This window comes from Cellulosimicrobium sp. NPDC030954, assembly GCF_055571305.1.
The window spans coordinates 781,385-798,209 of sequence record NZ_JBVIFN010000001.1 but is presented as its reverse complement, the minus strand read 5'-3'; the positions used below and the strand labels follow the sequence as shown (position 1 = coordinate 798,209).

The window sequence follows — 16,825 nt, the reverse complement described above, 5'->3', positions numbered from 1 at the left end:
GTCAGACCGGGTCGCGGGACGGGCCCTCGTCCCAGACGTCCTCCTCGTTCCGGACGGCGCGGACGCGGTCGGCGCGGGCGGCCAGCTCGTCGTCGGGCGGGTACGTGACCTCCTCGAGCACGAGCCCGTGGGCGGGGACGACGCCGGCCCCCGCGTCGCGGCGTCGGCTCGCGAGGAGCTCCGCGGGCCAGGCGACGTCGCGTCGCCCCTCCCCCACCGCGAGCGACGCGCCGACGAGCGCGCGGACCATGTTGTGGCAGAACGCGTCCGCGCGGACGTGCGCGACGACGAGGCCCGCGTCGGGCCCGTCGACCGGCCGTGACCACGACAGGTGCTGGAGCTCCCGGATCGTCGTCGCCCCGGGTCGCGGCTTGCAGAACGCCGCGAAGTCGCGCACCCCGAGGAGCGGCCGCGCGGCCGCGTCCATCGCGGCGACGTCGAGCGGGCGCCGGTTCCACAGGACCCACGCGCGCCGCAGCGGGTCGCGCTGCGCCGGGTCGTCCGCGACCCGGTAGGTGTACGCGCGGTGCAGGGCCGAGAAGCGGGCGTCGAACCCGACCGGGGCCGGCGCCGCACGGTGCACGACGACGTCCCCCGGGAGCACGCCGCCGAGCCGCGCGACGAGCGCGTCGCCGGGCGTGCGGTCGGAGCGCCCGGGCAGCGCGTCCCACTGGTCCCGCGTGAGCTCGACGTGCGCGACCTGACCCCGCGCGTGCACCCCCGCGTCGGTGCGCCCCGCGACGGTCAGGCGGGGCGCCGGGCCGCGCAGGAGCGTCGCCAGACCGTCCTCGATCGCGCCCTGGACCGTCCGCAGCCCCGGCTGACGGGCCCACCCGGCGAAGTCCGTCCCCTGGTAGGCGAGATCGAGGCGGACGCGCACGACGCCGTCGGGCGGCTCGTGCCGGTCCGTCGCCGCGGCGTCCGGTGCGGTGCCTGGCGAGGTGCCTGGCGAGGTGCCCGGCGAGGTGCCCGGCGAGGTGCCCGGTGCTCCGCCGGGGGTGGCCGCCGGGGCGTCGAGGCGTGCGTCGTGGGGTGGGGCGTCGCTCACGGGAGTTCACCGTAGTCGCCCGGCCGTGCGGCGCGCGCGTCGTCGTGCCTACGCTGCCGCCCATGACCGGCGACCGCCCAGACGTCCGCACCCTCGCCGTCGACTGCGGCGGCGGCGGGATCAAGGCGAACGTGCTCGACGCGTCGGGCACCGCGCACGCCGCCGCCGTCCGCGTGCCCACGCCCTACCCGCTGCCACCCGAGCTGCTCGTCGAGACGATCGCGGAGATCGCGGCCGCGCTGCCGCCCGCCGACCGGGCGACCGTCGGGATGCCCGGCATGATCCGGCGCGGGGTCGTCGTGCACACCCCGCACTACGTCACCCGCAGCGGACCCCGCTCGCGCGTGGACCCGGCGCTCGTCGAGGCGTGGACGAACTTCGACGTCCAGGCGGCCGTCGCCCGGCGGCTCGGCGTGCCCGCGCTCGTGCTCAACGACGCCGAGGTGCACGGCGCGGGCGTCGTGGCCGCGTCGGGGCTCGAGCTCGTGCTGACCCTCGGGACGGGCCTCGGCTCGGCGCTGTTCCACGGCGGGCGGCTCGCGCCCCACCTCGAGTGGTCGCGCGCGCCCGTGCGCCGCGGCACCACCTACGACGAGTACGTCGGCGAGCCGGAGCGGCGCCGGCTCGGCAACGGGCTGTGGTCGCGGCGCGTCCTCGCGGTCGTCGAGGGCCTGCGGCCCGTCTTCTGGTGGGACCGGCTGTACCTGGGCGGCGGGAACTCGCGGCAGATCACCCCGAGCGTCCTCGACCGCCTCGGCGACGACGTCGTGGTCGTCCCCAACTCCGCGGCGCTGGTGGGCGGGGCGCGTGCCTGGGACCTGCCGCCGGCCTGACCGGCTCAGCGCACGACGGCGCCGCGCCGCGCGGCGCCCGCGGGCGCCGCCCCGCCCTTCCCAAGCGCCGGACCACCCGTCGCGACCGCGCGGTGGGCGTCGAGCAGGGCCCGGTTGAACGCGACCGGCGCGTCGAGGCTCACGAGGTGCCGGGCGCCCGGGACCACCACGAGCCGCGCGGGCGCTCCCCCGCGACGGGCCGCCTCGAGGAACCCCCGCTCCCCGAACCGGAAGTGGTCCCACCGGCCGTTGACCAGCCACACGGGCGAGTCCGTGGCGGCGAGGGCGGACACCGGGTCGACCGCCCCGACCTCGCGCAGGATCGCGCTCATCACGTCGAGCGCGAAGCCGCCGGCCGCGAGGTCGGCCGCGGCCTGCGGCGTCAGCGCCCGGTCGACGAGCGCCTGGTTGAGCCCCGCTCCGCCGTCGGGCAGCCGCTCGATGCCGCGGGCGACGAGGAGCCAGCCCCCGCGCAGGCGGGTGGCGGGCGTCGTCGAGCACGCGGCGGCGACGAGGCCGAGGACGCGCTCGGGGTGCCGAGCCCGCACCTCGATCGCGACGTAGCCGCCCAGCGAGAGCCCGACGACGAGCGCACGGCCGCCGAGCCCGTCGATCCCGGCCGCGACGGCCTCCACGGCACCGTCCAGGGTGAACGCCTCGCCCCGCCGCGCCCCGTGCCCCGGCAGGTCCACGGCCACCGCGTCGACGCCCGCGCGGCGCAGGGCCCCGAGCTGGCCGCGCCACATCGACCGCGACGTGCGCGAGCCGTGCACCAGCACGACGGGCGGCCACGCCGCCACAGAGGAGTCGACACCCGTCACGTCTCGACGGTAGGCCCTCCCCGACGCGAGATCGACCCGTACGTCGCGAAGTCGACCTTCCGAAGGTCGATCTCGGCCGTACGGGTCGATCTCGTACCCACCCTCGTGGCCGGACGCACACCGACGCCGGCAGCCGGCAGAACGCCGCAGGGCCCGGGACCGTACGGTCCCGGGCCCTGCGGCGTGGGGTCGCGGAAGACCCCGAGAGTCGATCGAGGAGGCTCAGGCCTCCTTCTTCTCCTCGGCGGCGTCCTCGACGGGTGCGTCCTGGACGTCCTCGGCGGGAGCGTCCTCGACGGCGACGGGCGCGTCCTCGACAGGCGCGTCCTCGACCGCGTCGGCCTTCTTGGCCGGCTTGTCAGCCTTCTTCTTGCTCGCCTTCTCCGCGGCCTTCTCCGCCTCGCGGACGACGGCCTGCTTGGGGCTGACGGGCTCGGTCACGAGCTCGATCACGGCGAGGGGCGCGTTGTCGCCCTTGCGCGTGCCGACCTTCGTGATGCGCGTGTAGCCGCCCTCACGCTCCGCCATCTGCGGGGCGATCTCGGTGAACAGCGTGTGCACCACGGACTTGTCGCGCACGACGCGCAGGACGCGACGACGCGCGTGCAGGTCGCCACGCTTGGCGAACGTGATGAGGCGCTCGGCCACCGGGCGCAGGCGCTTCGCCTTGGTCTCGGTGGTCGTGATGCGGCCGTGCTCGAAGAGCTGGGTGGACAGGTTCGCGAGCATCAGGCGCTCGTGAGCCGGTCCGCTGCCGAGCCGGGGGCCCTTGGCGGGGGTAGGCATGGGATGTGCTCCTTGGGAAGTGTTCGCGCCGCAGGTGCGGACCCGGACGCGCTGAGGTGTCTAGAGCCGCAGGCTCAGTACTGCTGCTCGGTGTCCGAGAACGTCGCCTCGTCGTCGCCGTCGTAGTACGCGGCGGCCGACGGGTCGAAGTCGAGCGGCGAGTCCTTGAGGGACAGGCCGAGCTCGGCGAGCTTCTCCTTCACCTCGTTGATGGACTTCGCACCGAAGTTGCGGATGTCCAGCAGGTCCGCCTCGCTGCGTGCGACGAGCTCGCCCACCTGGTGGATGCCCTCGCGCTTGAGGCAGTTGTACGAGCGGATCGTGAGGTTGAGCTCCTCGATCGGCAGCGCCAGGTCCGCGGCGAGAGCCGCGTCCGTCGGCGACGGTCCGATCTCGATGCCCTCGGCCTCGACGTTGAGCTCACGGGCCAGGCCGAAGAGCTCCACCAGCGTCTTGCCGGCCGACGCGAGCGCGTCGCGCGGCGAGATCGCCGGCTTCGTCTCGACGTCCACGACCAGCTTGTCGAAGTCCGTGCGCTGCTCGACACGCGTCGCCTCGACCTTGTAGGTCACCTTGAGGACCGGCGAGTAGATCGAGTCGACCGGGATGCGCCCGATCTCGGCGTCGAACGACTTGTTCTGCGAGGCCGAGACGTACCCACGGCCGCGCTCGACGGTCAGCTCGATCTCGAGCTTGCCCTTGTCGTTGAGCGTGGCGATGTGCAGCTCGGGGTTGTGGACCTCCACACCCGCGGGCGGGACGATGTCCGCCGCGGTGACCGCACCAGCACCCTGCTTGCGCAGGTACATCACGACGGGCTCGTCGTTCTCCGAGGAGACGACGAGGTTCTTGATGTTGAGGATGACCTCGGTCACGTCCTCCTTCACACCCGGCACGGTGGTGAACTCGTGGAGCACACCGTCGATGCGGATGGAGGTGACCGCCGCGCCCGGGATGGACGACAGCAGCGTGCGACGCAGCGAGTTGCCGAGCGTGTAGCCGAAGCCGGGCTCCAGCGGCTCGATGGAGAAGCGCGAACGGTTCTCCGAGATGACCTCTTCGGTCAAGGTGGGGCGCTGTGCGATCAGCACTGGTGGTTTCCTTTCGGTGAGCGTCCGCCATATGACGCTGCACGGTTCAAGGCGAGGTGCGTGCCTGCGGCACGCGGCCCCGGCCGGGACTCTGTCCACCCGGCCAGGAAGGGTGCGTCGACCCCGTCAGGAGGCGGCTGCCCCGTGACGGGCGCCGTCGACGGGCTCGGCCGGTCGGTGACCGGGCGGCCCGTCGACGGCACGCCGACGACGAGGGTCAGACGCGACGACGCTTGGGCGGGCGGCACCCGTTGTGCGCCTGCGGCGTGACGTCCTGGATCGAGCCGACCTCGAGGCCGGCCGACTGCAGCGAGCGGATCGCCGTCTCGCGACCCGAGCCCGGGCCCTTGACGAAGACGTCGACCTTCTTCATGCCGTGCTCCTGCGCCTTGCGGGCAGCGGCCTCGGCCGCGAGGCCGGCGGCGAAGGGGGTCGACTTGCGCGAGCCCTTGAAGCCGACGTCGCCGCCGGAGGCCCACGCGATCACGGCGCCCGACGGGTCCGTGATCGACACGATCGTGTTGTTGAACGTGCTCTTGATGTGCGCCTGGCCGGCGGGGACGTTCTTCTTGTCCTTGCGACGAGGCTTGCGCCCAGCGGCGGCGCGAGTCTTGGGAGGCATCTTTCGTTTCTCTCCTGGTCTGAGGTGGTCTGACCGCGGGGATCTCCGACCGGGACGACGTGGACCGTGCGGCCGACGTCAGCTCCCGAGCGGGGCCCGCCCTGCGGACTGGCTCAGCGGGCCTTCTTCTTGCCGGCCACGGTGCGCTTGGGTCCCTTGCGCGTACGCGCGTTGGTCTTGGTGCGCTGGCCGCGCACGGGCAGGCCGCGGCGGTGACGCAGGCCCTGGTAGGTGCCGATCTCGACCTTGCGGCGGATGTCGGCGGCCACCTCACGACGGAGGTCACCCTCGAGCTTGTAGTTGCCCTCGAGGTAGTCGCGGAGCGCGACGAGCTCGGCGTCGCCGAGGTCCTTCACGCGCGCGTCCGGGCTGATGCCGGTCGCGGCCAGCGTCTGCTGGGCGCGGGTACGGCCGACGCCGTAGATGTAGGTGAGCGCGACCTCGAGCCGCTTGTCGCGGGGGAGGTCGACGCCGATGAGACGTGCCATGTGCCTTTCGGCTCCTCGTGCTTCGTCGGAGGTCTGTCGCACCGCCCTCCCACGGGGAGCTCCGTGGGCCCCGGCCTCCGAGCCGGGGGTTCCCCTGCCTGTGGCGTTCTCCTCCCGGACTCGCGTCCGGGGTGCCGAGCAGGTTCGTGGTGGTGCGCTGGTGGTCGTCCGTCGTCGTGACGGGCGACCTGGTGACCGCGGTCCCGAGGGACCGTCACCCGTGGCGCAGGCGCGGGCTCAGCCCTGGCGCTGCTTGTGCCGCAGGTTCTCGCAGATCACCATGACGCGACCGTGCCGGCGGATCACCTTGCACTTGTCGCAGATCTTCTTGACGCTGGGCTTGACCTTCATCTTCGTTCCCTCAGTGGTGCCCCGCTCCGGGCGCGACCGACGAGCGGTCCCGGGATCCGGGTGGCGAGGCGGGTGAGTGGGTGGACGCGTGGCGACTACTTGTAGCGGTAGACGATCCGGCCGCGGGACAGGTCGTACGGGCTCAGCTCGACCACGACCCGGTCCTCGGGGAGGATCCGGATGTAGTGCTGGCGCATCTTGCCCGAGATGTGCGCGAGAACCTTGTGACCGTTGGCCAGCTCCACGCGGAACATCGCGTTCGGCAGGGCCTCGACCACGCTGCCCTCGATCTCGATGACACCGTCCTTCTTTGCCATGTCCTCCGCTAACTCTCGTCTGAACTGCTGGTACTCCCGCGCACGCCCGACCCGAGGGTCGTCCGTTCGAGGGAGGTGCGTGGAGCCGCGTGCGGGGTCGGTCGCCCGGGTCCCGAGGGACGGGGGCCGGTCGAACGACGTGCACGGACTACACCCGACGGACCATCCTACGGCATCCGGCAAGAGTCGCGAAACCGTGGCGGGCGCCGGAGGTCGTGCGACGCGTCACTCCCCGCCGTGCGCCGAGCCGGGCAGGTGCCCGTGCGGACGCCGGGCCGCGCAGGCGCGGGGCAGGTGCCGGACGGGTCGAGGCGTCAGGCCGCCAGGGGCGCGACGCGGACGCCGAGCTCCGCGAGCTCGGCCGCGCCGCCGTCGGGGGCGGTGAGCACCCAGATCCCCTCGTCGAGGATCGCGACGCTGTGCTCCCAGTGCGCGGCACGGGCGCCGTCGTCGGTCACGACCGTCCAGTCGTCCTCGCAGACCTCGGTGAACCGGTCGCCGAGCGTGAGCATCGGCTCGATCGCGAGGCACATGCCCGGGCGCAGCCGCGGGCCCTTCTCGCGCGTGCGGTAGTTCGGGACGTCGGGCGGCTGGTGCATCGCGGAGCCGATCCCGTGGCCCACGTACTCCTCGACGATCCCGTAGGAGACGCCGTCGGACTCCCCCGAGACCCGGACCGAGTCCTCGATCGCGGCACCCACGTCGCCGAGCCGCTCGCTCGTCGCGAGCGCGGCGATGCCCGCCCACATCGCACGGCGCGTGGCCTCCACGAGCGCCTCGTCCCGCGGCTCGCCCTCGCCGAGCACGAACGAGACGGCCGAGTCGCCGTGCCAGCCGTCGACGATCGCCCCGCAGTCGACGGAGACGATGTCGCCCGGGCGCAGCTCGCGCGGACCGGGGATGCCGTGCACGACCTCGTCGTTCACCGACACGCACAGCGACGCCGGGTAGCCCTCGTAGCCGAGGAACGACGGCGTCGCACCGGCGTCGGCGATCACCGCGGCGGCGAGCGCGTCCAGGTCGGCCGTCGTCATGCCCGGGCGGACGGCCTCACGGACCGTCTCGAGCGCCCGCGCGACCACGAGGCCAGCGCTGCGCATGGACCGGACCTGGTCGTGCGTCTTGTACTCGATGCGCTCGCGACCGAACACCCTGCTGCTCCTCAGAACCTGACGGACGAACTCGCGGCGCTCAGCCGACGAGCGCGGTCAGCGCCGAGACGATGCGTCCGGTGATCTCGTCGACGTCGCCGATGCCGTCGACACGGACGAGCAGGCCGCGCGCGTCGTAGGCCGACGTGAGCGGCGCCGTCTGCTCGGCGTAGATGTCGAGGCGGCGCGCGATGGCCTCCTCGGTGTCGTCCTCACGACCCTCGATCTCCGCGCGCTTCGCCAGGCGGGCGAGGAGCTCGTCGCGGTCCGCCGTGAGCTCCACGACGCCGTCGAGGGAGACACCGAGGTCGGCGAGGATCGCGTCCAGCTCGACGACCTGGGCCGCGTTGCGCGGGTAGCCGTCGAGGATGAACCCCTGCGCCGCGTCCTCCTGGACGAGGCGGTCGCGCACCATCGCGTTCGTCACCGAGTCGGGGACCAGGTCGCCCTTCGCGGTGTACTCCTGCGCGAGCCTGCCGAGCTCCGTGCCGCCCTTGATGTTCGCCCGGAAGATGTCTCCGGTCGAGATCGCGGGGATGGCGAGCTGCTCGGCGAGCCGGGCGGCCTGGGTCCCCTTGCCCGCGCCCTGCGGGCCCATGATGACGAGGCGCGCGGGACGCGAGGTGGACTGGCCGTCGGTGGCGTTGCTCAACGGAGGAACCCTTCGTAGTGGCGCTGCTGCAGCTGGGAGTTGATCTGCTTGACCGTCTCCAGGCCGACACCGACGACGATGATGATCGACGAGCCGCCGAACGGGATGTTCGTGCTCACGCCGAGCCCGATGAGGACCAGCGTCGGCAGCAGGGCGACGAGCGCGAGGTAGATGGAGCCCGCGGAGGTGATGCGGGTGATGACGTAGTCGAGGTACTCGGCGGTCGGCCGGCCGGCACGGATGCCGGGGATGAAGCCGCCGTACTTCTTCATGTTGTCCGCGACCTCGTCCGGGTTGAACGTGATCGACGTGTAGAAGAAGCAGAAGAAGATGATCATCAGCACGTACAGCGCGATGTGCAGCGGCGCGGCCGGGTCGGCCAGGTTCGTGCTGACCCAGATGACCCAGTCGGCGCTCTGGTCGCCGAACTGCGCGATGAGACCCGGGACCGCGAGCAGCGAGGCCGCGAAGATCACCGGGATGACGTTGGCCATGTTGATCTTGATCGGGATGTACGTGCTCGAGCCGCCGTACATGCGACGCCCGACCATCCGCTTGGCGTACTGGACCGGCACGCGGCGCTGCGACTGCTCGACGAACACGACCAGGCCGATGACGACCACGATGACCGCGATCATGATGATGAAGTTCGTCGCGCCGTTCGCGCCACCGGCGATCGACCACAGGGCGGTCGGGAAGCTCGCGGCGATCGACGTGAAGATGAGGAGCGACATGCCGTTGCCCACGCCGCGCTCGGTGATGAGCTCACCGAGCCACATGATGAGGCCGGTGCCGGCCGTCATGGTGATGACCATGAGCGCCATCGTCAGGAAGCTGCCGTCGGGGATCACGTCCACCGAGCAGCCCTGGAAGAGCAGGCCGTTGCGCGCCGTCGTGATGACGGTCGTCGACTGGAGGATGGCGAGCGCGATCGTCAGGTAGCGCGTGTACTGCGTGAGCTTCGCCTGGCCCGACTGGCCCTCCTTGTGGAGCGCCTCGAAGCGAGGGATCACGACGCGCAGCAGCTGGACGATGATGCTCGCGGTGATGTACGGCATGATGCCGAGCGCGAAGATCGACAGCTGGAGCAGGGCGCCACCGCTGAAGAGGTTGACGAGGCCGAGCAGGTCGTTGCCCTCGGCGGTCTCCTCGATGCACTGCTGCACGTTGGGGTAGTCCACACCCGGTGTGGGGATGAACGACCCCACCCGGAAGATCGCCATGATCGCGATCGTGAACAGCAGCTTGCGCCGCAGGTCGGGCGTCCGGAAAGCCCGGGCGAATGCGCTGAGCACCTATCCTCCTGGCCCGCCGAGGCGGGATGTCGTGTCGCCGGGAGGCCCGGCGAGGTGTGACGCACGGCACGGGCGCCAAGAGGCACCCTAGCCGTAGCGCCGCGTCGAACGGCAAGTCGGTCCCGACGACCGGACGGACCGACCGTGGACCTGAGAGTGACGGCGGTCACCCCGGGGTGCGGGGAGACAACCGTCGGAGAGTCTAAACCGTGGCGCGCTGCCGGACGGACCACGGGTCGTGCGGGAGGGCCTCCCCAGACGCGGACAGGGCCGACGGCGCGAGCGCGCCACCGGCCCTGTCCGGGGGTGTCAGTCCTCCGAGACCGAACCGCCGGCCGCGAGGATCTTCTCGCGAGCGGCGCCCGAGAGGGCGTCGACCGCGACCTCGAGCTTGACGGTGATCTCGCCCGTGCCGAGCACCTTGACGAGCTGGCCCTTGCGGACCGCGCCCTTCGCGACGAGGTCCTCGACGGTGACCTGGCCACCCTCGGGGTACAGCGCCGCGAGCTTGTCCAGGTTCACGACCTGGTACTCGGTGCGGAACGGGTTCTTGAAGCCGCGCAGCTTCGGGAGGCGCATGTGCAGAGGCATCTGCCCGCCCTCGAAGCGCTCGGGAACCTGGTAACGAGCCTTCGTACCCTTGGTACCGCGGCCCGCCGTCTTGCCCTTCGACGCCTCACCACGACCCACGCGGGTCTTGGCCTTCTTGGCGCCGGGAGCCGGACGCAGGTGGTGGATCTTGAGCGTGCCGCCGGCACCCTCGGTCTGCTTGCCCGACTGCTTCTCGGCAGTCGCGGCCTCCGCCTTCGCGGGGGCCTTCGCAGCAGCCTTCTTCTTGGGAGCCTCGGCGGTCTCCTTGGTGGCCTTCTCAGCCATGGTCACTCGACCTCCTCAACGGTGACGAGGTGCGCCACCGTCGCGACCATGCCGCGGATCTCCGGGCGGTCCTCCTTCACGGCGGTGTCGCCGATCCGCTTGAGGCCCAGAGTGCGCAGCGTGTCGCGCTGGTTCTGCTTGCCGCCGATGGCGGACTTCGTCTGGGTCACCTTGAGCCTGGCCATCAGGCGTTCACCCCCGCAGCACGGGCACGCAGGAGCGCGGCCGGGGCCACGTCCTCGAGCGGGAGACCACGACGCGCGGCGACAGCCTCAGGCTGCTCCAGGTTGCGCAGGGCCTCGACGGTCGCGTGCACGATGTTGATCGCGTTCGACGAGCCGAGCGACTTGCTCAGCACGTCGTGGATGCCGGCGCACTCCAGCACGGCGCGCACCGGACCACCGGCGATCACACCGGTACCCGGAGCGGCCGGACGGAGGAAGACGACGCCGGCGGCGGCCTCACCCTGGATGGGGTGCGGGATGGTGCCCTGGATGCGCGGGACCTTGAAGAAGTTCTTCTTGGCCTCCTCGACACCCTTGGCGATCGCCGCGGGCACCTCCTTCGCCTTGCCGTAGCCGACACCGACGGTGCCGTCGCCGTCGCCCACCACGACGAGCGCGGTGAAGCTGAAGCGGCGGCCGCCCTTGACGACCTTGGAGACGCGGTTGATGGTGACGACGCGCTCGACGAAGGCGTTCTTCTCGGCTGCGTCGCCACGGCGACCGTCGCGACGGTCACCGCGACGGTCGTCGCGGCGCCCCCCGCGCGCGTTCTGGTCGCTCGACTCGTTGGCGGCACCCGTGGGGGCGCCGGTGTTGCTGCGCTGCCCTGCAGCCATCAGAGAATCCTTTGCTTCCGTGTGGGGATGGTCGGCGTCGTCACAGGGACAGACCGCCCTCGCGAGCGCCGTCGGCGACCGCAGCGACCCGACCGTGGTACTTGTTGCCGCCACGGTCGAAGACGACCGCGTCGACGCCCTTGGCCTTCGCGCGCTCGGCGACGAGCTCGCCGACCTTGCGGGCCTTGGCGCTCTTGTCGCCGTCGAGCGCACGCAGGTCCGCCTCGAGCGACGAGGCCGACGCGAGCGTCTGACCGATCGTGTCGTCCACGACCTGGGCCGTGATGTGGCGCGTGGAGCGCGTCACCACGAGGCGCGGACGAGCGGCGGTCCCCTTGATCTTCTTGCGCAGGCGGAGGTGGCGGCGCTGACGCGCGACGGCCTTGCCCTTGCCGAGAACCTTCAGAGCCATCGTTACTTACCAGCCTTTCCAGCCTTGCGGCGGACGACCTCGCCGGCGTAACGCACACCCTTGCCCTTGTACGGCTCGGGCTTGCGGATCTTGCGGATGTTCGCTGCGATCTCGCCGACCTGCTGCTTGTCGATGCCGGAGACCGAGAACTTCGTCGGGCTCTCGACCGCGAACGTGATGCCCGCGGGCGGCGTCACGACGACCGGGTGGCTGAAGCCGAGGGCGAACTCGAGGTCCGAGCCCTTGGCGGTCACGCGGTAACCGGTGCCGACGATCTCGAGCTTCTTCTCGTAGCCCTGCGTCACGCCCTGGACGAGGTTCGCCAGGAGGGTGCGGGTGAGGCCGTGCAGCGCGCGGGACTCGCGCTCGTCGTCCGGGCGCGACACCACGAGGGTGCCGTCCTCCTGAGCGACCTGGATGGGGGCGGGCACGTGGTGCTCGAGGGAACCCTTGGGGCCCTTCACGGTCACGAGCGCACCGCTGATGGTGACGTCCACTCCGGCGGGAACCGGAACGGGGATCTTGCCGATTCGAGACATGGCGTATCTCCTTTCCGGATTACCAGACGTAGGCGAGGACTTCGCCGCCCACGCCCTTCTTGGCGGCCTGCTTGTCGGTGAGCAGGCCGGAGGACGTGGACAGGATCGCCACGCCCAGGCCGCCGAGAACCTTCGGCAGCTCGGTGGACTTGGCGTACTTGCGCAGGCCCGGCTTGGACACGCGGCGCACGCCGGCGAGGCTGCGCTCACGGTTCGGGCCGAACTTCAGCTGGATGGTGAGGTTCTTGCCCACCGTCGCGTCCTCGACGCTCCAGCCGGAGATGTAGCCCTCGGCCTGGAGGATCTCGGCAATGTGCGACTTCAGCTTCGAGTACGGCATGGTCACCGTCTCGTGGTAAGCCGAGTTCGCGTTCCGCAGACGCGTCAGCATGTCTGCGATCGGGTCGGTCATCGTCATCGGGCTCTAGCCCTTCCTCGACGTGGTATCCGGGCGGGAGCGCGCCGTGCGGCGCGCCCCGCCAGGACCTACGACGTAGTTGTTACCAGCTGCTCTTGGTGACGCCGGGAAGCTCGCCACGGTGGGCCATCTCGCGCACGCAGATGCGGCACAGGCCGAACTTGCGGTACACGGAGTGCGGGCGACCGCACTTCTGGCACCGGGTGTAGGCGCGGACCGCGAACTTGGGCTTGGCGGCCGCCTTGTTGATCAGGGCCTTCTTCGCCATGTCAGTTCTCCTTGAAGGGGAAGCCGAGACGGCGCAGCAGGGAGCGGCCCTCGTCATCGGTCGTCGCCGTGGTCACGATCGTGATGTCCATACCGCGGACACGGTCGATCTTGTCCTGGTCGATCTCGTGGAACATCGACTGCTCCGTGAGGCCGAACGTGTAGTTGCCGTGCCCGTCGAACTGCTTGGGCGACAGGCCGCGGAAGTCGCGGATGCGCGGCAGGGCGATCGACAGGAGACGGTCCAGGAACTCCCACATGCGGTCGCCGCGCAGCGTGACGTGCGCGCCGATCGGCATGCCCTCGCGCAGCTTGAACTGCGCGATGGACTTGCGGGCCTTGGTCACCTGCGGCTTCTGGCCGGTGATCGCGGACAGGTCGCGGATGGCGCCCTCGATGAGCTTCGAGTCCTTGGCGGCGTCACCGACACCCATGTTCACGACGATCTTCGTGACGCGGGCGACCTGGTTGACGTTCTCGTGCCCGAACTCCTCGCGCAGACCGGCGACGATCTCCTCGCGGTAGCGCTGCTTCAGACGGGGCACCTCGGGGGCGACGATCTCGGTGCTCATCAGATGTCCTTCCCGGAGCGCTTGGCGACACGCACGCGCACGGTGCGCTTGCGGCCGTCACGCTCGACCTCTTCGGTGCGGTACCCGACGCGGGTGCCCTTCTTGGTCTCCGGGTCGACGACCATCACGTTGCTGATGTGGATCGGGGCCTCGACGGTCTCGATCCCACCGGTCCGCGTGCCGCGCTGCGACTGGCCGACCTTGGTGTGCTTGGTGATGCGCTGGACGCCCTCGACGATGACGCGGTCACGGTCGGTGAGCACCTCGAGGACGCGGCCCTGCTTGCCCTTGTCCTTGCCGGCGATGACGACGACGAGGTCGCCCTTCTTGATCTTGGCCATGGTCAGAGCACCTCCGGAGCCAGCGAGATGATCTTCATGAACCGCTTGTCGCGCAGCTCGCGCCCGACCGGGCCGAAGATGCGCGTCCCGCGCGGCTCGCCGTCGTTCTTGAGGATCACGGCGGCGTTCTCGTCGAACTTGATGTAGGAACCGTCCGGACGACGGCGCTCCTTGGCGGTACGGACGACGACGGCCTTGACCACGTCGCCCTTCTTCACGTTGCCGCCCGGGATCGCGTCCTTGACGGTTGCGACGATGACGTCGCCGATTCCGGCGTAGCGACGGCCCGAGCCACCGAGAACGCGGATGCAAAGGATCTCCTTGGCACCCGTGTTGTCGGCGACACGAAGTCGCGACTCCTGCTGGATCATGTAATGAACTCCTGTCGTCGAGCCGGTTCTCGCGCGAGGCGAGCCTTGCCGAACGGGTAGCTGTCAGTGCCGGGTCCCTCGCGGGTGAACCGGCCAGGCCCGGGCGGTGGACCCGCCCGACCTGTCCTCACTGGTTGCCGCACCGCGGTGCGGCACGAGAGCGGTCGTGACGAGCGAGCCGGGGCCCGCCCGTCACGACCGGTGGATCACTTGGCCTTCTCGAGGATCTCCGCGAGGCGCCACCGCTTGGTCGCGGACAGCGGGCGGGTCTCCATGATGAGCACCAGGTCGCCCACGCCGGCAGAGTTCTGCTCGTCGTGCACCTTGACCTTGCTCGTGCGGCGGATGACCTTGCCGTAGAGCGGGTGCTTGACCCGGTCCTCGACCTCGACCACCACGGTCTTGTCCATCTTGTCGCTCACGACGTAGCCGCGGCGCGTCTTGCGGTGCGCGCGCTCCTCGGCCGCCTCGGGCGCGTTCGTTGCGTTCTCGCTCATTCCAGCCTCACTCACTCGGCGCTCGGCGCGGTACGGATGCCGAGCTCGCGCTCACGCAGGATCGTGTAGATCCGCGCGATGTCGCGGCGGACGGCCTTGAGGCGCCCGTGGCTCTCCAGCTGGCCGGTGGCCGACTGGAAGCGGAGGTTGAAGAGCTCCTCCTTGACCTTCTTGAGCTCGGCGACGAGCGTCTCGTCGTCCATGGCGTCGAGGTCGACGGGGGCGAGCCCCTTCGTTCCGATTGCCATCAGTTGCCACCACCCTCGCGCACCACGAAACGGCACTTCATCGGGAGCTTGTGGATCGCGCGGCGCATGGCCTCGCGAGCCAGGTCCTCCGGGACACCGGCCAGCTCGAAGACGATGCGGCCGGGCTTGACATTGGCGACCCACCACTCGGGCGAACCCTTACCGGAACCCATGCGGGTCTCGGCGGGCTTCTTGGTCAGGGGACGGTCCGGGTAGATGTTGATCCAGACCTTGCCGCCACGCTTGATGTGGCGGGTCATCGCGATACGAGCAGCCTCGATCTGACGGTTGGTGACGTACGCCGGCTCGAGAGCCTGGATGCCGTACTCGCCGAACGCGATCTGCGTGCCACCCTTCGCCGCGCCGGAGCGCGACGGGTGGTGCTGCTTGCGGTGCTTGAGCCTGCGCGGGATCAGCATGACTCAGGCCTCCGTTCCAGTCTCAGGGGCCTTCGCCTCCGCGGCAGGAGCGGACTGCTCAGCCGCGGCCGGCGCCTCGGACCCGGAGGTCCGCTCGCCCGAACGCTCGGGACGACGGCCACCACCACGACGGTCGCCGCCACGCTCACCGCGCGGGCCGCCACGGCCCTGGCGCGGAGCGGCCGTGGCCTGCTGCGCGGCGAACTCCTTCTCGGTGACGTCGCCCTTGTAGATCCAGACCTTCACGCCGATGCGGCCGAAGGTCGTGCGGGCCTCGAAGAAGCCGTAGTCGATGTATGCGCGGAGCGTGTGCAGCGGCACACGACCCTCGCGGTAGAACTCCGACCGGCTCATCTCCGCGCCGCCGAGGCGGCCGGAGACCTGCACGCGGATGCCCTTGGCACCGGCGCGCTGGGCCGACTGGATGCCCTTGCGCATCGCACGACGGAACGAGACGCGGCTCGCGAGCTGCTCGGCGATGCCCTGGGCGACGAGCTGCGCGTCCGTCTCGGCGTTCTTCACCTCGAGGATGTTGAGCTGCACCTGCTTGCCGGTGAGCTTCTCGAGCTCGCCGCGGATGCGGTCCGCCTCGGCGCCGCGGCGACCGATGACGATGCCGGGGCGCGCCGTGTGGATGTCCACGCGGACGCGGTCACGGGTGCGCTCGATCTCGACCTTGGAGATGCCTGCGCGCTCGAGACCGGTGCTCATGAGCTTGCGGATCTGGACGTCCTCGCGGACGTAGTCGCGGTACCGCTGTCCGGGCTTGGTGCTGTCGGCGAACCAGCGCGACCGGTGGTCGGTGGTGATGCCGAGGCGGTACCCGTGCGGGTGAACCTTCTGTCCCACTATCGGGCACTTCCCTTCGTGTTCTCACGCGGAGCGACGACCACGGTGATGTGGCTGGTGCGCTTGAGGATGCGGTTCGCACGGCCCTGGGCCCGCGGGCGGAAACGCTTGAGGGTCGGGCCCTCGTCGACGAACGCCTCACGCACGACGAGCTCCTGCTCCTCGAACGCCTCGCTCGCACGGTCTGCCTTCACCCGGGCGTTCGCGATGGCGCTCTCCACGACCTTGCGGACGGGCTCGCTCGCCGCCTGCGGTGCGAACTTCAGCACCGCGACGGCCTCGGAGGCCTGCTTGCCACGGATGAGGTCCACGACGCGCCGGGCCTTCTGGGGCGTGACACGGACGAACCGCGCCTGCGCCTTGGCTTCCATTGCTGTCCTGCCTTCTTGTCTCTTGACCGTCCAGGTCGTCACCAGACTGACCCGGGGGTCAGCGGCGACGACCCTTCTTGTCGTCCTTCACGTGGCCGCGGAAGGTCCGCGTGGGAGCGAACTCGCCGAGCTTGTGGCCGACCATCGACTCGGTGACGAACACCGGCGTGTGCTTGCGACCGTCGTGCACGGCGAACGTGTGACCGAGGAAGTCGGGCGTGATGACCGACCGACGGGACCAGGTCTTGATGACGTTCTTGGTCCCCTTCTCGTTCTGAGCGTCCACCTTCTTCTGCAGGTGGTCGTCGACGAAGGGGCCCTTCTTCAGGCTACGAGGCATGTCTCCAGG

At 70.7% G+C, this 16,825-nt stretch carries 28 protein-coding genes; 1 reads left to right on the top strand and 27 read right to left on the bottom strand.

All coding sequences use genetic code 11. The annotated features are described in order from the left end of the window. Position 1: 1 nt before the first annotated feature. On the bottom strand, positions 2-880 hold the full coding sequence (gene truA / locus ACZ402_RS03365) for a tRNA pseudouridine(38-40) synthase TruA (protein WP_375822736.1): 879 nt from the start codon (positions 878-880) through the stop codon (positions 2-4). 230 nt (positions 881-1,110) lie between these two features. On the opposite strand from truA, the gene ACZ402_RS03360 reads away from it, so the two are divergent. Beyond that, positions 1,111-1,881: an ROK family protein gene (locus tag ACZ402_RS03360; protein ID WP_375822258.1), complete on the top strand. Its 771-nt coding sequence runs from the start codon at positions 1,111-1,113 to the stop codon at positions 1,879-1,881. 5 nt (positions 1,882-1,886) lie between these two features. Here ACZ402_RS03360 and ACZ402_RS03355 read toward each other — a convergent pair whose 3' ends face one another. The 26 genes from ACZ402_RS03355 to rpsS form a co-directional block, all read right to left on the bottom strand. After that, positions 1,887-2,702, bottom strand: a complete 816-nt coding sequence (locus tag ACZ402_RS03355; RefSeq protein WP_375822259.1) for an alpha/beta fold hydrolase — start codon at positions 2,700-2,702, stop codon at positions 1,887-1,889. Positions 2,703-2,924: 222 nt separating this feature from the next. Next, on the bottom strand, positions 2,925-3,488 hold the full coding sequence (gene rplQ / locus ACZ402_RS03350) for a 50S ribosomal protein L17 (RefSeq protein WP_253050813.1): 564 nt from the start codon (positions 3,486-3,488) through the stop codon (positions 2,925-2,927). 74 nt (positions 3,489-3,562) lie between these two features. Next, the gene (locus ACZ402_RS03345) at positions 3,563-4,579 is read right to left on the bottom strand and encodes a DNA-directed RNA polymerase subunit alpha (protein WP_253050812.1); all 1,017 of its coding nucleotides are present in this window, start codon (positions 4,577-4,579) and stop codon (positions 3,563-3,565) included. A 217-nt stretch (positions 4,580-4,796) separates the two neighbouring features. Then, entirely contained in the window at positions 4,797-5,201 is a 405-nt protein-coding gene (gene rpsK / locus ACZ402_RS03340; RefSeq protein WP_021479759.1) for a 30S ribosomal protein S11, read from the bottom strand. Between the two features lie 113 nt (positions 5,202-5,314). Then, positions 5,315-5,689: a 30S ribosomal protein S13 gene (gene rpsM, locus ACZ402_RS03335; protein ID WP_021479758.1), complete on the bottom strand. Its 375-nt coding sequence runs from the start codon at positions 5,687-5,689 to the stop codon at positions 5,315-5,317. Between the two features lie 237 nt (positions 5,690-5,926). Continuing rightward, entirely contained in the window at positions 5,927-6,040 is a 114-nt protein-coding gene (rpmJ, locus tag ACZ402_RS03330; protein ID WP_009740505.1) for a 50S ribosomal protein L36, read from the bottom strand. A 95-nt stretch (positions 6,041-6,135) separates the two neighbouring features. After that, the gene (gene infA, locus ACZ402_RS03325) at positions 6,136-6,357 is read right to left on the bottom strand and encodes a translation initiation factor IF-1 (protein WP_012867920.1); all 222 of its coding nucleotides are present in this window, start codon (positions 6,355-6,357) and stop codon (positions 6,136-6,138) included. 314 nt (positions 6,358-6,671) lie between these two features. Then, a complete protein-coding gene (map, locus tag ACZ402_RS03320) occupies positions 6,672-7,508 on the bottom strand; it encodes a type I methionyl aminopeptidase (RefSeq protein WP_375822260.1) in 837 nt (278 codons plus the stop codon). A 40-nt stretch (positions 7,509-7,548) separates the two neighbouring features. Beyond that, positions 7,549-8,160 (bottom strand): adenylate kinase, encoded by a 612-nt coding sequence (locus ACZ402_RS03315; RefSeq protein WP_375822261.1) that lies wholly within the window; start codon positions 8,158-8,160, stop codon positions 7,549-7,551. Next, positions 8,157-9,455 (bottom strand): preprotein translocase subunit SecY, encoded by a 1,299-nt coding sequence (secY, locus tag ACZ402_RS03310; RefSeq protein ID WP_375822262.1) that lies wholly within the window; start codon positions 9,453-9,455, stop codon positions 8,157-8,159. Before secY ends, ACZ402_RS03315 begins: the two co-directional genes overlap by 4 nt. Before the next feature lie 309 nt (positions 9,456-9,764). Further along, positions 9,765-10,331 carry a 50S ribosomal protein L15 gene (rplO, locus tag ACZ402_RS03305; protein ID WP_253050809.1) on the bottom strand — a complete coding sequence of 189 codons (567 nt, stop codon included), beginning with the start codon at positions 10,329-10,331 and terminating at the stop codon, positions 9,765-9,767. A gap of 2 nt (positions 10,332-10,333) precedes the next feature. Then, positions 10,334-10,516, bottom strand: coding sequence for a 50S ribosomal protein L30 (rpmD, locus tag ACZ402_RS03300; RefSeq protein ID WP_021480439.1), 183 nt, complete (start codon positions 10,514-10,516; stop codon positions 10,334-10,336). Continuing rightward, positions 10,516-11,172: a 30S ribosomal protein S5 gene (rpsE, locus tag ACZ402_RS03295; protein WP_021480438.1), complete on the bottom strand. Its 657-nt coding sequence runs from the start codon at positions 11,170-11,172 to the stop codon at positions 10,516-10,518. Before rpsE ends, rpmD begins: the two co-directional genes overlap by 1 nt. A gap of 40 nt (positions 11,173-11,212) precedes the next feature. Beyond that, positions 11,213-11,584 (bottom strand): 50S ribosomal protein L18, encoded by a 372-nt coding sequence (rplR, locus tag ACZ402_RS03290; protein WP_154799240.1) that lies wholly within the window; start codon positions 11,582-11,584, stop codon positions 11,213-11,215. A 2-nt stretch (positions 11,585-11,586) separates the two neighbouring features. Next, positions 11,587-12,123: a 50S ribosomal protein L6 gene (gene rplF, locus ACZ402_RS03285; RefSeq protein WP_375822263.1), complete on the bottom strand. Its 537-nt coding sequence runs from the start codon at positions 12,121-12,123 to the stop codon at positions 11,587-11,589. 19 nt (positions 12,124-12,142) lie between these two features. After that, the gene (gene rpsH / locus ACZ402_RS03280; RefSeq protein ID WP_087471318.1) at positions 12,143-12,541 is read right to left on the bottom strand and encodes a 30S ribosomal protein S8; all 399 of its coding nucleotides are present in this window, start codon (positions 12,539-12,541) and stop codon (positions 12,143-12,145) included. 82 nt (positions 12,542-12,623) lie between these two features. Next, the gene (locus tag ACZ402_RS03275) at positions 12,624-12,809 is read right to left on the bottom strand and encodes a type Z 30S ribosomal protein S14 (RefSeq protein ID WP_021480434.1); all 186 of its coding nucleotides are present in this window, start codon (positions 12,807-12,809) and stop codon (positions 12,624-12,626) included. 1 nt (position 12,810) lies between these two features. Further along, positions 12,811-13,380, bottom strand: coding sequence for a 50S ribosomal protein L5 (gene rplE / locus ACZ402_RS03270; RefSeq protein ID WP_087471317.1), 570 nt, complete (start codon positions 13,378-13,380; stop codon positions 12,811-12,813). After that, positions 13,380-13,721, bottom strand: a complete 342-nt coding sequence (gene rplX, locus ACZ402_RS03265) for a 50S ribosomal protein L24 (RefSeq protein WP_087471316.1) — start codon at positions 13,719-13,721, stop codon at positions 13,380-13,382. Before rplX ends, rplE begins: the two co-directional genes overlap by 1 nt. 2 nt (positions 13,722-13,723) lie before the next feature. Beyond that, entirely contained in the window at positions 13,724-14,092 is a 369-nt protein-coding gene (rplN, locus tag ACZ402_RS03260) for a 50S ribosomal protein L14 (protein WP_021480431.1), read from the bottom strand. 206 nt (positions 14,093-14,298) lie between these two features. Next, on the bottom strand, positions 14,299-14,589 hold the full coding sequence (gene rpsQ, locus ACZ402_RS03255; protein WP_375822264.1) for a 30S ribosomal protein S17: 291 nt from the start codon (positions 14,587-14,589) through the stop codon (positions 14,299-14,301). Positions 14,590-14,600: 11 nt separating this feature from the next. Beyond that, positions 14,601-14,837, bottom strand: coding sequence for a 50S ribosomal protein L29 (gene rpmC, locus ACZ402_RS03250; RefSeq protein WP_021480429.1), 237 nt, complete (start codon positions 14,835-14,837; stop codon positions 14,601-14,603). Beyond that, a complete protein-coding gene (gene rplP / locus ACZ402_RS03245; protein ID WP_047233815.1) occupies positions 14,837-15,256 on the bottom strand; it encodes a 50S ribosomal protein L16 in 420 nt (139 codons plus the stop codon). The genes rpmC and rplP overlap by 1 nt, the downstream gene beginning before the upstream one ends. A 3-nt stretch (positions 15,257-15,259) precedes the next feature. Beyond that, the gene (rpsC, locus tag ACZ402_RS03240) at positions 15,260-16,105 is read right to left on the bottom strand and encodes a 30S ribosomal protein S3 (protein ID WP_375822265.1); all 846 of its coding nucleotides are present in this window, start codon (positions 16,103-16,105) and stop codon (positions 15,260-15,262) included. Continuing rightward, on the bottom strand, positions 16,105-16,476 hold the full coding sequence (rplV, locus tag ACZ402_RS03235) for a 50S ribosomal protein L22 (protein ID WP_021479879.1): 372 nt from the start codon (positions 16,474-16,476) through the stop codon (positions 16,105-16,107). The genes rpsC and rplV overlap by 1 nt, the downstream gene beginning before the upstream one ends. Before the next feature lie 58 nt (positions 16,477-16,534). Next, the gene (gene rpsS, locus ACZ402_RS03230; RefSeq protein ID WP_021479878.1) at positions 16,535-16,816 is read right to left on the bottom strand and encodes a 30S ribosomal protein S19; all 282 of its coding nucleotides are present in this window, start codon (positions 16,814-16,816) and stop codon (positions 16,535-16,537) included. Positions 16,817-16,825: the final 9 nt, after the last annotated feature.

Excerpts from the sequence above, each read along its gene's own strand:
- ACZ402_RS03360 (WP_375822258.1), top strand. The coding sequence starts at position 1,111 with ATGACCGGCGACCGCCCAGACGTCCGCACCCTCGCCGTCGACTGCGGC.
- rplQ (WP_253050813.1), bottom strand. The coding sequence starts at position 3,488 with ATGCCTACCCCCGCCAAGGGCCCCCGGCTCGGCAGCGGACCGGCTCAC.
- rpsK (WP_021479759.1), bottom strand. The coding sequence starts at position 5,201 with ATGCCTCCCAAGACTCGCGCCGCCGCTGGGCGCAAGCCTCGTCGCAAG.
- rpsM (WP_021479758.1), bottom strand. The coding sequence starts at position 5,689 with ATGGCACGTCTCATCGGCGTCGACCTCCCCCGCGACAAGCGGCTCGAG.
- rpmJ (WP_009740505.1), bottom strand. The coding sequence starts at position 6,040 with ATGAAGGTCAAGCCCAGCGTCAAGAAGATCTGCGACAAGTGCAAGGTG.
- infA (WP_012867920.1), bottom strand. The coding sequence starts at position 6,357 with ATGGCAAAGAAGGACGGTGTCATCGAGATCGAGGGCAGCGTGGTCGAG.
- rplO (WP_253050809.1), bottom strand. The coding sequence starts at position 10,331 with ATGGCTGAGAAGGCCACCAAGGAGACCGCCGAGGCTCCCAAGAAGAAG.
- rpmD (WP_021480439.1), bottom strand. The coding sequence starts at position 10,516 with ATGGCCAGGCTCAAGGTGACCCAGACGAAGTCCGCCATCGGCGGCAAG.
- rpsE (WP_021480438.1), bottom strand. The coding sequence starts at position 11,172 with ATGGCTGCAGGGCAGCGCAGCAACACCGGCGCCCCCACGGGTGCCGCC.
- rplR (WP_154799240.1), bottom strand. The coding sequence starts at position 11,584 with ATGGCTCTGAAGGTTCTCGGCAAGGGCAAGGCCGTCGCGCGTCAGCGC.
- rplF (WP_375822263.1), bottom strand. The coding sequence starts at position 12,123 with ATGTCTCGAATCGGCAAGATCCCCGTTCCGGTTCCCGCCGGAGTGGAC.
- rpsH (WP_087471318.1), bottom strand. The coding sequence starts at position 12,541 with ATGACGATGACCGACCCGATCGCAGACATGCTGACGCGTCTGCGGAAC.
- ACZ402_RS03275 (WP_021480434.1), bottom strand. The coding sequence starts at position 12,809 with ATGGCGAAGAAGGCCCTGATCAACAAGGCGGCCGCCAAGCCCAAGTTC.
- rplE (WP_087471317.1), bottom strand. The coding sequence starts at position 13,380 with ATGAGCACCGAGATCGTCGCCCCCGAGGTGCCCCGTCTGAAGCAGCGC.
- rplX (WP_087471316.1), bottom strand. The coding sequence starts at position 13,721 with ATGGCCAAGATCAAGAAGGGCGACCTCGTCGTCGTCATCGCCGGCAAG.
- rplN (WP_021480431.1), bottom strand. The coding sequence starts at position 14,092 with ATGATCCAGCAGGAGTCGCGACTTCGTGTCGCCGACAACACGGGTGCC.
- rpsQ (WP_375822264.1), bottom strand. The coding sequence starts at position 14,589 with ATGAGCGAGAACGCAACGAACGCGCCCGAGGCGGCCGAGGAGCGCGCG.
- rpmC (WP_021480429.1), bottom strand. The coding sequence starts at position 14,837 with ATGGCAATCGGAACGAAGGGGCTCGCCCCCGTCGACCTCGACGCCATG.
- rplP (WP_047233815.1), bottom strand. The coding sequence starts at position 15,256 with ATGCTGATCCCGCGCAGGCTCAAGCACCGCAAGCAGCACCACCCGTCG.
- rplV (WP_021479879.1), bottom strand. The coding sequence starts at position 16,476 with ATGGAAGCCAAGGCGCAGGCGCGGTTCGTCCGTGTCACGCCCCAGAAG.
- rpsS (WP_021479878.1), bottom strand. The coding sequence starts at position 16,816 with ATGCCTCGTAGCCTGAAGAAGGGCCCCTTCGTCGACGACCACCTGCAG.